Annotated in this window: 14 protein-coding genes and 2 pseudogenes; 7 read left to right on the top strand and 9 right to left on the bottom strand. The window is 70.2% G+C overall.

The window, feature by feature from the left end; translation table 11 throughout:
* A pseudogene (locus EEJ42_RS53085) lies at positions 1-256 on the bottom strand (methyltransferase); the annotation flags it as partial.
* 161 nt (positions 257-417) lie between these two features.
* On the opposite strand from EEJ42_RS53085, the gene EEJ42_RS23140 reads away from it, so the two are divergent.
* The gene (locus EEJ42_RS23140; RefSeq protein ID WP_123102461.1) at positions 418-900 is read left to right on the top strand and encodes a GNAT family N-acetyltransferase; all 483 of its coding nucleotides are present in this window, start codon (positions 418-420) and stop codon (positions 898-900) included.
* Here the strand turns inward: EEJ42_RS23140 and EEJ42_RS23135 are convergent.
* Positions 897-2,123, bottom strand: a complete 1,227-nt coding sequence (locus EEJ42_RS23135) for a cytochrome P450 (protein WP_123102459.1) — start codon at positions 2,121-2,123, stop codon at positions 897-899. The genes EEJ42_RS23140 and EEJ42_RS23135 overlap by 4 nt on opposite strands.
* Before the next feature lie 115 nt (positions 2,124-2,238).
* Between EEJ42_RS23135 and EEJ42_RS23130 the strand changes: the two genes are divergently transcribed.
* Positions 2,239-2,772, top strand: a complete 534-nt coding sequence (locus EEJ42_RS23130; RefSeq protein WP_123102457.1) for a S1 RNA-binding domain-containing protein — start codon at positions 2,239-2,241, stop codon at positions 2,770-2,772.
* Here the strand turns inward: EEJ42_RS23130 and ribD are convergent.
* Together ribD and EEJ42_RS23120 are read right to left on the bottom strand one after the other, a co-directional pair.
* Positions 2,763-3,632 carry a bifunctional diaminohydroxyphosphoribosylaminopyrimidine deaminase/5-amino-6-(5-phosphoribosylamino)uracil reductase RibD gene (gene ribD / locus EEJ42_RS23125; protein ID WP_123102455.1) on the bottom strand — a complete coding sequence of 290 codons (870 nt, stop codon included), beginning with the start codon at positions 3,630-3,632 and terminating at the stop codon, positions 2,763-2,765. The genes EEJ42_RS23130 and ribD overlap by 10 nt on opposite strands.
* Positions 3,632-4,756, bottom strand: a complete 1,125-nt coding sequence (locus EEJ42_RS23120; RefSeq protein WP_148082017.1) for an NsdA family TPR-like regulatory protein — start codon at positions 4,754-4,756, stop codon at positions 3,632-3,634. Before EEJ42_RS23120 ends, ribD begins: the two co-directional genes overlap by 1 nt.
* Positions 4,757-5,325: 569 nt before the next feature.
* Between EEJ42_RS23120 and EEJ42_RS23110 the strand changes: the two genes are divergently transcribed.
* Positions 5,326-5,781: an ATP-binding protein gene (locus EEJ42_RS23110; RefSeq protein WP_123102451.1), complete on the top strand. Its 456-nt coding sequence runs from the start codon at positions 5,326-5,328 to the stop codon at positions 5,779-5,781.
* 167 nt (positions 5,782-5,948) lie between these two features.
* Here EEJ42_RS23110 and EEJ42_RS23105 read toward each other — a convergent pair whose 3' ends face one another.
* The 3 genes from EEJ42_RS23105 to EEJ42_RS23090 form a co-directional block, all read right to left on the bottom strand.
* Complete coding sequence (locus tag EEJ42_RS23105; protein WP_123102449.1) at positions 5,949-6,836, bottom strand: alpha/beta fold hydrolase; 888 nt, start codon at positions 6,834-6,836, stop codon at positions 5,949-5,951.
* A gap of 127 nt (positions 6,837-6,963) precedes the next feature.
* On the bottom strand, positions 6,964-7,179 hold the full coding sequence (locus EEJ42_RS54715; RefSeq protein ID WP_425472946.1) for a WYL domain-containing protein: 216 nt from the start codon (positions 7,177-7,179) through the stop codon (positions 6,964-6,966).
* Between the two features lie 203 nt (positions 7,180-7,382).
* On the bottom strand, positions 7,383-8,048 hold the full coding sequence (locus EEJ42_RS23090; protein WP_221179414.1) for a hypothetical protein: 666 nt from the start codon (positions 8,046-8,048) through the stop codon (positions 7,383-7,385).
* Between the two features lie 257 nt (positions 8,049-8,305).
* Here EEJ42_RS23090 and EEJ42_RS23085 point away from each other — a divergent pair, with 257 nt between their 5' ends.
* On the top strand, positions 8,306-9,013 hold the full coding sequence (locus EEJ42_RS23085) for a lytic polysaccharide monooxygenase auxiliary activity family 9 protein (protein ID WP_184503217.1): 708 nt from the start codon (positions 8,306-8,308) through the stop codon (positions 9,011-9,013).
* Between the two features lie 4 nt (positions 9,014-9,017).
* Here EEJ42_RS23085 and EEJ42_RS23080 read toward each other — a convergent pair.
* Both EEJ42_RS23080 and EEJ42_RS23075 read right to left on the bottom strand, forming a co-directional pair.
* Positions 9,018-9,554, bottom strand: a pseudogene (locus EEJ42_RS23080) (GNAT family N-acetyltransferase); the annotation flags it as partial.
* Between the two features lie 24 nt (positions 9,555-9,578).
* Positions 9,579-10,682 (bottom strand): LacI family DNA-binding transcriptional regulator, encoded by a 1,104-nt coding sequence (locus tag EEJ42_RS23075; protein ID WP_123102445.1) that lies wholly within the window; start codon positions 10,680-10,682, stop codon positions 9,579-9,581.
* Positions 10,683-10,906: 224 nt separating this feature from the next.
* Between EEJ42_RS23075 and EEJ42_RS23070 the strand changes: the two genes are divergently transcribed.
* Genes EEJ42_RS23070 through EEJ42_RS23060 form a run of 3 tightly spaced genes read left to right on the top strand, consistent with a single transcriptional unit; the run spans position 10,907 to position 13,774 of the window.
* Complete coding sequence (locus EEJ42_RS23070; protein WP_123102443.1) at positions 10,907-12,064, top strand: Gfo/Idh/MocA family protein; 1,158 nt, start codon at positions 10,907-10,909, stop codon at positions 12,062-12,064.
* Positions 12,065-12,071: 7 nt separating this feature from the next.
* A complete protein-coding gene (locus EEJ42_RS23065) occupies positions 12,072-13,019 on the top strand; it encodes a DUF6807 domain-containing protein (protein ID WP_123102441.1) in 948 nt (315 codons plus the stop codon).
* A 5-nt stretch (positions 13,020-13,024) separates the two neighbouring features.
* Positions 13,025-13,774 carry a cupin domain-containing protein gene (locus tag EEJ42_RS23060; protein ID WP_123102439.1) on the top strand — a complete coding sequence of 250 codons (750 nt, stop codon included), beginning with the start codon at positions 13,025-13,027 and terminating at the stop codon, positions 13,772-13,774.
* Positions 13,775-13,831: the final 57 nt, after the last annotated feature.

Raw genomic sequence — 13,831 nt, 5'->3', positions numbered from 1 at the left:
CGCGCCGCCCCCGGGGCCGCCGCGGCCCCCGGTCGACCCGCCGCGCCAGCGCGGCGAGCAGCTGCCGGGCGCCCTGGTAGTCGCCGCGCCACAGCAACGCGGTGCCCTCGCAGACGAGACGGTACGCGGCGTCGGCCGTCATCCGGTCGTCCGCGACCACAACCCGCCGCGGCGGCGGAGCGCCGCTCTCGGAACGCCACTGGGCGGTCCGGGGCCCGCCGTCCTCGGTCCACTCGATGAGGTGTTGCGTACTCAGGGGTACACCCTTTGCTCTCGTGCCGTGCGCACCTGCGGTGCGTATGGGGTGATCCTTGCGGTACGGACCGCCTGACGCGAGCGGTTTTCGAGAACGTGGCGCCGCTCGTGTCCCCGGTAGTGGGCCGTCCGAGCGAGACGGTCCGCGCCTATGGTTCGTGCATGACGAGCGCTCTCCATCTGGAGAAGATCACCCCGGACAACGTCGACGTCGCGATCGGAATACGGGTCCGTCCGGATCAGGAGCACCTGGTCGCACCGGTCGTGAAGTCCCTGGCCGAGGCGTACGTCCATCCCGGCACAGCCTGGCCACGCCTCATCCTCGACGACGACCGGGCCGTCGGCTTCCTCATGGGCTTCTTCGCCATCGACTGGAGGGGCGACGGCACGGGCACCGACATCCGATCCGGCCTCTGGCGCCTCAACATCGCGGCCGGCGAACAGGGGCGCGGCTACGGACGCTTCGCGGTCGAGTCCGTAGCCGCCGAAATCCGCCGTCGCGGTGGCGCCCGCATGACCACCACCTGGCAACCAGGCGCCGACGGACCTGAGCGTTTCTACCTCAAGCTCGGATTCCAGCCGACGGGCGAGACGAGCGGGGACCAGACGGTCGGCGAAATGGACGTGCAGGTCCCGCGGTTCTAGCGGGCCGTTTCCGTCCAGGTGACAGGCAGCTCGTGGACGCCGTAGATCTGCATGTTGGTCCTGAGCTTCACCTCGGCCGCGGGGACGGCGAGCTCGAGAGTCGGGAAGCGGCGCAGCAGCCCCTCGAAACCGGCGCGCATCTCGACGCGGGCCAGTTGCTGGCCCAGGCATTGGTGGACGCCGTGGCCGAAGGACAGGTGGCCGCGGGCCCTGCGGCGGATGTCCAGGGTGTCGGGGTTCTCGAAGCGCCGGGGGTCGCGGTTGGCGGCCAGCATGGAGACGACGACGCTCGATCCCTTGCCGATGGTTTCGCCGCCGAGTTCGAGGTCCTCCGTGGCGTAGCGATAGACGATATCGACAACGGACAGATAGCGCATGAGTTCTTCAACGGCGCCGGGCATCAGATCCGGGTCGGCGCGCAGTTCGGCAAGCTGCTCGGGGTGTTCCAAGAGCGCGAAGGTGCCCAGCCCCAGCATATTGGCGGTGGTCTCGTGGCCCGCGAGCAGCAGCAGGAAGGCGATGCCGGTCAGTTCCTCGATGGCGAGGTCGTCGTGGCGGGTCAGGTCGGACAGGATGTCTTCGCCCGGGGCGGCGCGTTTGCGCGTGACCAGTTCGGAGAGGTACGCGCTCAGGTCGGTGTACGCGGCAATCTGCTCGTCGAAGGGCAATTCCTTGTTCATGAACTTGGCCGAGTTGACCTGGAATTGCTCCCGGTCCCCGTAGGGGACACCGAGCAGTTCGCAGATCACCAGGGACGGCAGCGGCAGCGCGAACTCCTTGACCAGGTCGACCGGCGGGGTCATGCGTGCCATTGCGTCCAGTTGGCGTTCGGCGATGTCGATGATGTGCTCTTCGAGCGCTCTCATGCGTTTGACGGTGAAGGCGCCGGTGAGCTTGGTGCGCAGCCGGGTGTGGTCCGGCGGGTCCATGGCGATGAACAGCCCCGGCTCCTGCGGGGACGGTTCGGTGACGACGGGCAGGCCGGGGATCTCGTACGGCACATGGAGAACGCCGATGTCCTGGCGGGAGCTGAACCGGGTGTCGGCCATCAGCTGGCGGACCGCGTCGTAGCCGGTGACGATCCAGCCCTCGTGCCCGTCGGGGAAGACCATGGGGCTGACAGGGCGAGCCTCGCGCAGTCGGGTGATGTCGCGAGGCGGGTCGAAGGGGCCCGCATCGCGCTTCGTGGGGAGGCCGTGCGGGATGGGAGCCGTGTGACTCATCGGATTCCTTTCGCGGCGGTTGTTGCCGCCACCATCACCGATGGCTCTGACATACGACTGACACGGCTCTTACACCGACCCTGTCGGAGACCGGAGACATGAAAGGGTGCACGGCATGGGGGCGGCATCGGACGATCCGGAACTGTGGGCGTTCCTGGCATCACGTCACCGCGGCGAGATCCTTTCCGGCACGATCGCGGCGATCGAACGCTTCGGGGTGTTCGTGGCGTTGGACCGGGGCCCCGACCATCCGATCTTCCCCGGCGTCGGGTTCATCTCGATCCCTGAACTGTCCTGGCGACGCTTCGAGGCCGTTTCGGACGTCGTCCAGGTCGGGCAGCGTGTGTCCTGTGTGTTCCTTCAGTTCGACACGTGGAACGGTGAGGCCAGGCTGTCCTTGAAGGCGACACAGCCGGATCCGTTCCAGGAATTCGCCGACACCGTCGGGGCGGGCCGGAGGCTTCGGGGGCAGGTCACCAAACTGGTGCCCTTCGGTGCCTTCGTCCGGGTCGCCGAGGGCGTTGAGGGCCTGGTCCCTCTTCAAGAACTCACCTCAGAGGTCGTCGGGACCGGCGACGAGGTGACGGTCACCGTCACCGACGTCGACCGGGAGCGGCGCAGGCTGTTCCTCTCCCGACGTCAGGCTTGAAGAGCTCTTTCCCCGGTCATGCGAACGCCCGTGCCCAACGGCTCGACCCCGGTCAGCCAGTATCCGTCAGGAATGGACTCACTTACGTGCCCGGACGAGGGCGGAGTACCGGGTGCGTCGATCATCACGCGATCCACGATGTTGGCGAACAACCGCGCGGCCGGGTTGGCGCGGCCTTCGATGAGCACCGTACGTGCCCCGGCCTCGGCCAAGACGGATAGGGCCCTCTCGGGATCGCTGTCGAGCGAGGGGCGCGGGACTCGGAAGACGTCTTCGCCGTGGCTGCCCGGCACTCCCTCCTCAATCGCTCCGTTCCGCCGAATCACCAGGTCGTGTGTGCGGCGCAGCTCATTCACGCCTCGGTTGCCATGGTGTTCGTCGGCACCGACGGTGTACGTCCAGGTGATGTACGGCCGTCCCGTACGCAGCGAGTGCAGCCACGGGCCGAGGATGAGCAGCGCTTCCCGCTCAAGGACGCCGCGCTCCACCTCGATACCCGCGTGTTCCAGTACCGCGGCGCCACCCTCTCCGCGTGAGGTGGGGTCCATGACCGCTATCAGGACGCGGGACACCTTGGCGTCGATCAGGGCTTGTCGGCACGGCGGCGTACGGCCGTGGTGGTTGCAGGGCTCCAGCGTCACCACCGCGGTGCCCCTCTCGGCACGTTCGCCCGCTGCGGTGAGCGCGTTGTCCTCGGCGTGGTGGTCTCCCTTGCGGTGGTGGTAACCCTCTCCGACCGCTACGCCGTCGCGGTCGAGGATCACGCACCCCACGGGCGGGTTCGGGCTCGTCGTTCCGAGCCCCTGGGCGGAGATGGCGATCGCTCGCCGCATGGCCGTCAGTTCGTTCGGCGTCGCCATCAGAACCCCGCATTCTCCTTGACTGCGTCGAGCAGGTCCCGCACAGCAGGGACATTACTCGCCGCTGCAAGAGCGTTGATTGCCGTGACGGCCTCTTGCAGGGTGCGGCCGGAGCCGGAGTCGCGGGCCACGTCGAGTGCGGATGCGGTCTCGGTGGCGGCTTGTTCGTACTCCTGGATGCCTGCGTACGCCATGGCCAGGCGTGCTTGTGCGAACCCCCGGTCGCGTTGATAGACGTCCGGAAGTTTCTCCAGCGCGGTCTGGAAGGTGGAGACCGCCCGCTCTGGCCGGGACAGGGTGAGCCAGCAGTTCGCGCGCTGGATTTCGATGTAGTTGGGAGTGATGTAGCTGGGAGTGCAGAAATCCCCGTGTCCGGAACGTGCGTCACCGGAGGATTCAGCGATGGCGGCGTACTCGTGGGCCTTGTCCAGTTTCCGGTGACAGGCGGTCTCGTTTCCGTCGAGCGCGAGTCCCTGTGCTTCCTGCTGCATGGCCGCTGCCTTCATCGGGTGCGTGAGTGCTCGTTCGTGACGCTGCACGGCCTGCGCGAGGCCGATCGTCTGGCCTGCGTTCTTCTTCCCCGTAGCGAGTTGGCTGCGGCGGAACAGAGTCCACGACAGCATGGCCTCGTCGCCGGACTCCATGGCCCATTCCATGGCCTGGCCTGTCCAGGTCTCCGCCCTGGTCACGTCCATGGAGTCCTCGTGGAGCCATGCGGCCGACTCGGCGTACTGAGCCGATAGCTTCAGCAGCTCCTGCCGGTGCTCGCCCCGGCTGTCCTCCAGAAGACCATTCAGCACGTCGAGCTGCTGATGCACTGCTGTGAGTGCGTGACGCGGGCCGAAGAGGTTGTCTGCCCTGACCAGGGTGTGCCACATGTCGCGCAGATGCTGGATCGCTGCTTCGCTGTGGTCGGCCGAAAGGCGGCGTGGTCTGATGCTCCTGGGGCGTGCGACTTCCGCGGAAGCGTTTGCGCCATTGAAGGGACTGTTTCCTTGCAGGGCGACACCCATCGCGTTTCCGAGAAGGGCGCGGCGGCTTATCGGCACGATCTGCTCTTTCCCGTCGACATGCACCGATACCAAAAGGATTTCCGGTAACGCATCCGCTTCCGCCGAAGCCATGGGGTCCACGTGGGCAGTCGGCACACCAGATGGAGCCTCGTTGAAGGTTCGGACGTGAGGTCGTCCGAACTATTCCGGCTGTTACGAGCGTAGCCACGGTCCTGGGCCGCGACGCCCGATGAGGGGGTACCCTCCCACGGCCGTTCGGGAAGGTCGAGCATGTGGCCAGGAATGCCCAGCCCATCGGCAATGCGTTCCATGACGGCGAGGCCGCGAATACCGCGAACACCTCGGATCACGTCACCTACGCGGGCGCTGGTCATCTTGCCGACAGCAGCGGCGATTTCGGCGTAGCTCACCGGCCCTCGCCTGTTGACCAGCCGGAAGACTTCGCCGAAGTCTCGACGTTCGCAGGCCCGTTTCATGTCCTCGCTCAGCAGCAAGCGATCCGGGATGGTAAGGGGATATTCGCTGCGACGGGCTTCACGTTCACTCATGGGCCGCTCACGAGGTGTAGGGACGTGCCTGGTCCAGCGTAGAACTCGCCGAGTGCTGAGGTACCCCGTTCCCCACGTGGGGTACCCCGTTTACTGTCCCGGCCTGTCTCTCTCACCTGCACGCTTGTCGCCATGAAGTCAGAGCTGACTGGTCCGGATGAGCGTACGGTGGTGAGGCGCTGGGCTCGCCACCCTCGTTGTGTCGCCCGGGCGCGGGCCGACTTGCGTACGACGTTGGCGAGTTGGGGCCTGCCCACCGTGGAAGAAGTCGCGCTCCTGGTGCTGTCCGAGTTGATAACGAACGCCGTGCGTCATGCACGCGTGCCCGGACGTCAGATCGAGACGCGTTACCTGCATCAGGGCGACAGCGTACGGATCGAGGTTCACGACACGGGTGACCCGCACCCCAGGCTGATGACTCCGCGCCCCGAAGCCGTGCATGGTCGGGGACTTTTCCTGGTGGATGCGCTCGCCGATCAGTGGGGCGTGACCCCAAGGGCGGTGGTGGGCAAAGCGGTCTGGGCGGTCCTGGCAATTCCTGACGACGAGCGGGGCTCCACGGCCGATGGACAGCTCGGCGAGGGGTGACGTGATGGCGGAGCCCCGTGCACGGCGACCAGCAGGGACCGCGGTCGGCCGGTGTCGATGCGGCCATGGTTGAGCCCGCCGTGCACGCGCCATGGCGGTGCTCGGGCGCCGGCGTCAGGTCCACCGCAGACGTGACCGCGTCGCCCGAGCACCGCCCCGGGGGTCGGTCAGGACCAGCGCTTCAGGAAATCGATCGCCGCGGAGTCGACCTCCTCGGGGTGCGAGGCGCTCAGGAAGTGCTGGCCGCCCTCGACGACTTCGAGGCGCGCCTCGGGGGAGCGGGTGAACATCCGTATCTCCTCCTGGGCGTTCGCCACGGAGTACACCTGGTCCGCGGTGCCGTGCAGCCACAGGATGGGGCAGCGGATCTCGTCGAGCCTGCCGTGGAGCCCGTCGCGGTCGCGCAGGTTCACCGTGCTGAGACGGAGGCGGTGGCGGCCCGCGTCGCCGGTGTAGTTCGCGCGGTAGGTGGCGAGCCAGAAGTCGCGTTCCTCGCTCGAGACGCCGCCCAGGGCCGCGTCGAGCACCGCGTCCACGAGCTCGTCCGGCACGACCCAGTCCTCGCCGACCGGGTCGGCGAGGGCGTCGACGAGCGGCGTGTTGAACTCGACGCCGTCCCAGCAGCCCAGGTCGCGGCTGCGGGGGCTCTCGAAGTCCATCGACGTGCCGAGCGCCATGACGCCCTTCACGACGTCCGGGGCGAGCAGCGCCATGCGGGCCGCCACCCAGCCGCCTTGCGAGGTCCCCAGCACGAAGGCCTCGCGGATCCCGAGGGCCTCGAGGACCTGGAGGTTCGCGATCGCGCTGTCCCAGAAGGTGAAGTGCGGGTACGAGGCCCTCGTGCGGCCGTGCCCGTAGGGCTCCAGGGCGAGCAGGTTGGCCGCGGACGCGAGCGCCGGGTCGGCGAACTGCGGCCGGTACAGGTCGGCCGAGGTGGTGTACGAGTTGATCAGGACCAGCGTCGGGAGCGCGGGGTCGTACGGCTTGGCGAAGGTGTACCCGACGGTCGATCCGCCCAGGTGGGGAATCTCGACTGTCTGCTCAATCTTGCTCATCAATTACTCCTTGGGTCATACATGGGGAATCTCTCGAAACGGTCGCCATCAAGATCAAATCACCCTCGTTGCGTCACGACAACGCGTTCGGGATCAGGGGGATTTGAGCCCAACTCGCCCGTGCTGTTCAAAGGTTGAGGGGGACTGACGAGCCGTAGGCTCGGGCGAGTTCGCCCACCGTGTCGGCCATGGACCGGCGCAGTTCGGCCGGTGCGACGACCTCGACGTCGATGCCGAGCCGCAGCAGTTCGCCGCAGGCGTGCTCGGTGCTCTCGGTCGGGATGACCGCCTCGACCCATCCGTCGTCGCCGATGGCGGTCGCGGTGGAGTCGACGGCCCGCACCACCTCCGGGGGCGTTGTCGGGCAGGTCCACCGCGTGCTGGGCGAGCACCGCGTCGACGAACAGGGGGAGATGCGGCGCCTGTTCGGGTTCCCGGTACCAGCCGGGAGCGTCCAGGTGGAACACCGCCGCGGGCCGCCGGGCATCGAGCGAGAACAGAAAGCCACTCCCCGGATGCTGCGACTGGCGCCCACAGGCCGCTCGCTCATCGCCTGAGAGCGTCGGTCTCCGCTCGGCGGCGTTTCCCGTACGCGACGGTCAGCACGGCCAGCAACGGCCCCCACAGGGTCAGCGGCGCGTAGCAGACGTAGAACGACAGGGTCTCCCAGCCGCCGATCTCGCTCGGGGAATCGCCGGGAAGCTCGTCGCCCCGGATCGTCGTGCCCCTGATCTCGGCGACGGGGGAGAGGAGGGTGAACAGGACCGTGAGGAGGGCGGCTCCGGTCGCGGCCGGGATGACCGCGGCCGTCGGCGGGACGCGGCGGCCGCGCAGGAACGGGAGCCGGCGCGGAAACACCTCGCCCCAGCGGGCGATCAGGCCGAACGCCGTGAACGCGAGCGCCTCGGAGAGGGCCGACAGGAAGACGACGTACGCGCGCTCGCCGACGCCGATCCCGCGGTCGAACGCGGCCGGGAGCCTCCACAGGCTGGACGGCAGGACGGCCAACGGGATGGCGCAGGCGAGGAGTTGCGTCCGCCGGGACACTCCGGCGACGGGCTCGTGGGCCGTCCGCCACGCGGTGCGGAGTCGGCCGGGGCGGGCGGTGGCGGGTGCTTCGACAGCTTGGACCGGTTCGACAGGTTCGACGGCTTCGGCGGCTTCGACAGGTTCGACGGCTTCGGCGGCTTCGGCGTGACGGAGTGGCTGCATGTGCGGTCCTCGGTGTCCGTGGTGGGCAGGCCCGTTCCGGCATGACCATCGCAGTCGGGAGGCCCGCCGCGGATCGCTCCACGGGCCGAACCCGGCTCCGCCGCACGGGCGACCGGGGATGCAGGTGCTGCGACCGCAGCATGACGGCAGGGTGCGGACCCGGCGTCAGATGTCTGGCCGCCTCATGATCCCCGTCCTACAGTTGGAGCGCTCCCGCACACCCTTCCGCACACCTTCGCAGCGGATCTGGAGGCGTAATGAATTGTCATGGTCATGCTCGGAAATGGAGGCTTCGTGCCTCCGCCGTCGCCTCGGCCGCGACGCTGCTGGCCACCGTGGCGCTGGTGGACACCGCCGACGCGCACGGGTCGGCCATCGGCCCGGCGTCGCGGAACTACGGCTGCTGGAAGCGGTGGGGCGGTGACTTCCAGAACCCGGAGATGAAGACCAAGGACCCCATGTGCTGGCAGGCGTGGCAGGCCGACACCAACGCCATGTGGAACTGGAACGGCCTCTACCGCGAAGGGGTCGCGGGCAACCACCAGGCCGCGCTGCCCGACGGGCAGCTGTGCAGCGCCGGGCGCACCTCGTCCGGCCGCTACAACGCGATGGACGTGCCCGGGAAGTGGGAGGCCACGTCGGTCGGCACCAGCTTCACCTTCAAGAACCACGACCAGGCCAAGCACGGCGCGGACTACTACCGCATCTACGTCACCAAGCAGGGCTACGACCCCACGACCCAGCCGCTGCGCTGGAGCAACCTCGAACTCGTCGCCCAGACCGGCAAGATCGCGCCGGGGGCGGGGGAGTCCTCCACCGAGCCCAGCCTCAACGGGGTCACCGTCTCGATCCCCGTCAACGCCCCCGGGCGCACCGGCCGCCATGTGGTCTTCATGATCTGGCAGGCCAGCCACTTCGACCAGACCTTCTACTCGTGCAGCGACGTGATCTTCCCCGGCGGCTGACCGGCTACGTAGGCAGCACCAGCCGCCAGTCCTCGGCCATCACGGGCCCCGCGCCGTACCCCGGGTGCGGCTCCTCGGCGGTCAGCTCGAACCCCGCCCGCTGGTAGATCCNGTGCGGCTCCTCGGCGGTCAGCTCGAACCCCGCCCGCTGGTAGATCCGGCGGGCGGCGGCCTGGACGTCGGTGGTCCACAGCACCAGCTCGCGGTAGCCCGCCGCGCGGGCGAAGTCCACGCACGCCGTCACCAGCCGCTCGCCGAGCCGCAGGCCCCGCGCGTCGGGTTCGACGAACAGCAGCCGCAGCCGGGCCGTCGCGGGCGCCTCGTCCCGTACGCACATCACCGACCCGATGGGGCGGCCGTCGCGCTCGGCGATCCAGACGCGCTCGTACGCCGGGTCGTGCCGGGTGCCGAAGTCCCCGACGATACGGGCGACCAGGGCCTCGAACGTGGTGGTCCAGCCGTACTCCCGGACGTATTCGACGCCCTGCCGGTGGACGATCCAGCCCAGGTCGCCGGGGCCGGGCTCGCGCAGGAGGACATCCGTCATTCCGTCAGCCCCCCGCCCTCAGTGCCGCGGCGGTGCCGTCGAGGCCCGGGCCATCAGTTCGGCGCGCACCATGGCCACCCCGCCCGGCGGCTGCGGTTCGCGGCCGAGGGCGAGGCGTCCGGCGCGCACCCCGGCGTCGTGCAGCGGCAGCCGGACCGTGGTCAGGGCGGGGACGGCGTCGGCGCTGAAGGGGAGGTCGTCGAAGCCCGCCACCGAGACGTCCTCGGGGATGCGCAGGCCCTGGTCGCGCAGGGCCGCGCAGACGCCGAGGGCGATGGTGTCGTTGGCGGCCACGATGGCGGTCAGACCGGCGTCGCGGCGCAGGAGTTCGAGGGTGGCGTCGTAGCCGGAGGCACGGTCGTAGAGGCCGTGGACGGTCAGCTGTTCCGCGCCCTCGGCCAACCCGGCCGCGGTCAGGGCCTCGCGGTGGCCCTCCAGCCGGTGGCGGGTGGTGGTGCGGTCGGCGGGGCCCGCGACGTAGCCGATGCGGCGATGGCCGAGGGTCAGCAGATGCTCCGTCAGGCGCCGGGCGCCGCCGCGGTTGTCGAACGTGAGGGTGATCGCGTCCTCGATCGGGGGCCGCCCGCACAGCACCACCCGGGTGCCGGAGGCGGCGAGCCGGGACGCCTTGGCGGCGACCGCGGCGGCGTGGTCGGGGTGCTCGACCGCGCCGCCGGTGAGGACGACGGCGGCGGCGCGCTGCCGCTGGAGCAGGGTGAGGTAGTTCAGCTCGCGCTCGGGCGAGCCGCCCGTGTTGCAGATGACGGCCAGCTTCTCGCCGCCGCGCACGGCCTCCCCGCCGGAACCGCCGGAACCACCGGAACCATTGGACGCGCCCGAGCCGGCGGGCCCGCCCGGCGCGCCCATCTCGGACTGCACGGCGCCCGCGATGATGCCGAAGAAGGGGTCCGCGATGTCGTTGACCAGCACCCCGACCAGATCGGACGTGGCGGCCGCGAGAGCGCTTGCCGGGCCGTTGACCACGTACTCCAGGTCCTCGACGGCGCGCAGCACCCGGGCCCGGGTCGATTCGGCAACCGGATAGTTGCCGCTCAGGACGCGCGACACGGTCGCCGCCGAGACCCGAGCCCGTGCGGCCACATCGGCCAGGGTCACTGCCATGTTTCCTCCGTTGGGTGGTCACCTGGGGCGCCCGGTGGGACACCGCGTGCGCTGGTGGGGCCGGGTCCATGGTCTCACTGGTCAGCGCCGTCGCGGCCATCGCGTATCGAACCGGGAACGGGCGCGGGAATCTGCTCCCCGGGGTCTTGTCCTGACATCCGCACCGTGCCTAGGGTCGACCCCCAGCAAGCGCTTTCCGTCCCGTTGGCGAGGAGCCCCACTCCATGGCCTCAGCAGCCACCGCCCGTATCCGCGCCGCAGTCATCGGCACCGGAGCCATCGTCACGGGCAGCCATCTGCCCGCCCTGCGCGATCACGCCGACCGGGTCGAGCTGGTCGCCGCGGTCGACGTGGACGAGGACCGGCTCGACACCTTCCGCGCGACGGCCGCCGAGAGCGCCGGATTCACCGTCGCCGGCTACCCCGACGTGGCCGCGATGCTGAAGGCGGAGCGCCCCGACCTGGTCCTCATCGGCACCCCGCCGTCCCTCCACCGCGAGCAGACGGTGGCCGCGCTCAAAGCGGGTGCCTGGGTGCTGTGCGAGAAGCCGCTGTGCCTGACGCTCGCCGAGTACGACGAGATCGCCGCGGCGGAAACGGAGGCGGGCGGGCCGTACGCGTCGGTGGTCTTCCAGCACCGCTACGGCTCGGGCGCCGTCCACGCCCAGGACCTGCTGACCACCGGCGCGCTGGGCCGCCCGCTGGTGGCCCACTGCCAGACCACCTGGCACCGGGACACCGCGTACTACGCCGTCCCGTGGCGCGGCCGCTGGGACAGCGAGGGCGGCGGCCCCTCCATGGGCCACGGCATCCACCAGATGGATCTGCTGCTGCACCTCCTCGGCGACTGGACCGAGATCCGCGCCATGGCCGGGCGGCTGGTGCACGACGTGGAGAGCGAGGACGTGTCCACCGCGCTGGTCCGCTTCGCCAACGGCGCCATGGCCACCGTCGTCAACAGCGTGCTCTCGCCCGACGAGGTCAGCCGCATCCGCATCGACTGCGCGGACGCCACCGTCGAGCTGACCCACCTCTACGGCCACCGCAACGACGACTGGGTCTACACCCCCGCCCCGCACGTCCGGGACGAGCCCGCCCGGCAGGAGCGCTGGCGCACCCCCGCCGCCGACCTGCCCAGCTCGCACGCGGCCCAGCTGACCGGGCTGCTGGACGCCATGCGGGACGGCGTACGGCCCCCGGGCAGCGGCCCGGACGCCCGCCGCACCCTCGAATTCATCGCCGCGCTCTACAAGGCGGCCTTCACCGGGCGGCCCGTGCACGCGGGGGAGATCGCGCCCGGCGACCCGTACTACGACGCCATGCACGGACACCACCCCGAGTGGGCTCCGAAGGCACCGCACGCCACGAAGAAGGAGAGCTGAGGCCGTCATGACCCAGCAGATCACCGTCACCCACACCCACGGCGAGCGGATCTCGGTAGCCTCCGGCGGCGTCGAGCTGATGGCCTACGTCTACGCGCCCGACCCGGACGCCTTCGAGGCCCGCAAGCCGTACGCCCACCCGCTGCGCACCCTCGCCGGAAGCCCGGTCTCCGGCTACCGGCCCAACGACCACCGCTGGCACAAGGGCCTCCAGATGACGTCCAGCCATCTGTCCGGCCAGAACTTCTGGGGCGGCAACTCCTACCTCGGCCCCGACCAGGGCTACCAGCGGGTCGAGGAGCGGGTCGGCTCCATGCGGCACGACGGCTTCGAGGAGTTCACGGTCACCGACGACCGGCTGCGCTTCACCGAGAAGCTCACCTGGGTCGAGAACGGAGGCCAGGAGTGGGCGCGCGAGCTGCGCACCATCGAGCTGCACTCCGTCGAGGCGGACGAGGGCACCTGGGCCCTGGACTGGTCCATCGACCTCACCAACATCCGCGGCGAGGCGCTGCATTTCGGCTCCCCGACCACCGCGGGCCGCGAGATGGCCGGGTACACCGGGCTCAACTGGCGCGGCCCCCGCGACTTCACCGGCGGCGACGTCATCGGCCCGGACGGGCGCGGCGGCGAGGGCGAGGCGGGCGCCTCGGACCTGATGGGCACCCCGGCCGCCGACGCCCCCTGGATCGCCTTCACCGCCGAACACGACGACATCGACGCGCACTCGACGCTGCTGTTCGCGCACGCGCCGGAGAACGCGGAGTCGATCCACGCCTCCCACTGGTTCGTGCGCTCCGAGCCGATCCCCTCGGTCGCCCCCTCGTGGGCGTTCTTCGAGGAGTTCGAGCTGCCGCCGGGGGAGTCCTTCGGCTACCGCTACCGCGTGGTGGTCGCCGACGGCGCGTGGGACCGGACGCGCGCCGAGAGCTACCTCAAGAACCACGGGTGGTGAGTGAAATGACGGCGATGCCTGCCCCCCTGCCGGGCGGCGTGGGGATGTCCCACATCAGCGCGTACGAATGGGAGGCGGCCGACGGCGTGTGCGGCGGCAGCCCCCACCTCCACCTCGCCTGCACCGAGGCGTACGTGGTCACCGCCGGGCGCGGCGCCGTGCAGACCCTCACCGTGGCCGACGGCTTCACCGAGACGCCGCTGGAGCCGGGCGCGGTGGTGTGGTTCACCCCCGGCACGGTGCACCGCATGGTGCAGGGCGGCGGCCTCAAGGTGACCGTGCTGATGCAGAACAGCGGGCTGCCCGAGGCCGGGGACGCGGTGTTCACGTTCCCGCCCGAGGTGCTGGCCGACCCCGAGCGCTACGCGGCGGCCGCCGCCCTGCCCGCCAAGGAGGGCCCGGAGGCGGACGCGGCGGCCCGGCGCCGCCGGGACCTCGCGGTCGAGGGCTATCTGACCCTGCGCGCCGCGGCCGAGAAGGGCGACGACGGGCCGCTGCGCGCCTTCCACGAGGCGGCGGTGCGGATCGTCGCCCCCAAGGTCAAGGACTGGGAGCCGCGCTGGCGGGACGGCGCGCTCGCCGCCGCCCACCGCACCGGTGAGCAGCTGACCGCGCTCGCCGCGGGCGACCCGGCCCATCTCGCACAGGCGAAGGTCACCGCGACCGGCCCCAGCCGCCGCGGCGGCTACGGCATGTGCGGCCGCCGGGACGAGTACGAACTGCCCGGCGCGACGCTCCCGTACTACGGCGAATAAGCACCGGCATCCCCCCACACGAACAGGCATGAACAGGCACATCGGCACATCACAGGA

It is taken from the genome of Streptomyces botrytidirepellens (genome assembly GCF_003721215.1).
Taxonomy (GTDB): domain Bacteria; phylum Actinomycetota; class Actinomycetes; order Streptomycetales; family Streptomycetaceae; genus Streptomyces; species Streptomyces himastatinicus.
The sequence above is the reverse complement of the archived record's forward strand: the minus strand, read 5'-3'. Positions and strand labels throughout refer to the sequence as shown.

What these genes read in the sequence shown, in the direction of transcription:
- EEJ42_RS23140 (WP_123102461.1), top strand. Translation starts at nt 418, where the DNA reads ATGACGAGCGCTCTCCATCTGGAGAAGATCACCCCGGACAACGTCGAC.
- EEJ42_RS23135 (WP_123102459.1), bottom strand. Translation starts at nt 2,123, where the DNA reads ATGAGTCACACGGCTCCCATCCCGCACGGCCTCCCCACGAAGCGCGAT.
- EEJ42_RS23130 (WP_123102457.1), top strand. Translation starts at nt 2,239, where the DNA reads ATGGGGGCGGCATCGGACGATCCGGAACTGTGGGCGTTCCTGGCATCA.
- ribD (WP_123102455.1), bottom strand. Translation starts at nt 3,632, where the DNA reads ATGGCGACGCCGAACGAACTGACGGCCATGCGGCGAGCGATCGCCATC.
- EEJ42_RS23120 (WP_148082017.1), bottom strand. Translation starts at nt 4,756, where the DNA reads ATGGCTTCGGCGGAAGCGGATGCGTTACCGGAAATCCTTTTGGTATCG.
- EEJ42_RS23110 (WP_123102451.1), top strand. Translation starts at nt 5,326, where the DNA reads ATGAAGTCAGAGCTGACTGGTCCGGATGAGCGTACGGTGGTGAGGCGC.
- EEJ42_RS23105 (WP_123102449.1), bottom strand. Translation starts at nt 6,836, where the DNA reads ATGAGCAAGATTGAGCAGACAGTCGAGATTCCCCACCTGGGCGGATCG.
- EEJ42_RS23090 (WP_221179414.1), bottom strand. Translation starts at nt 8,048, where the DNA reads ATGCAGCCACTCCGTCACGCCGAAGCCGCCGAAGCCGTCGAACCTGTC.
- EEJ42_RS23085 (WP_184503217.1), top strand. Translation starts at nt 8,306, where the DNA reads ATGAATTGTCATGGTCATGCTCGGAAATGGAGGCTTCGTGCCTCCGCC.
- EEJ42_RS23075 (WP_123102445.1), bottom strand. Translation starts at nt 10,682, where the DNA reads ATGGCAGTGACCCTGGCCGATGTGGCCGCACGGGCTCGGGTCTCGGCG.
- EEJ42_RS23070 (WP_123102443.1), top strand. Translation starts at nt 10,907, where the DNA reads ATGGCCTCAGCAGCCACCGCCCGTATCCGCGCCGCAGTCATCGGCACC.
- EEJ42_RS23065 (WP_123102441.1), top strand. Translation starts at nt 12,072, where the DNA reads ATGACCCAGCAGATCACCGTCACCCACACCCACGGCGAGCGGATCTCG.
- EEJ42_RS23060 (WP_123102439.1), top strand. Translation starts at nt 13,025, where the DNA reads ATGACGGCGATGCCTGCCCCCCTGCCGGGCGGCGTGGGGATGTCCCAC.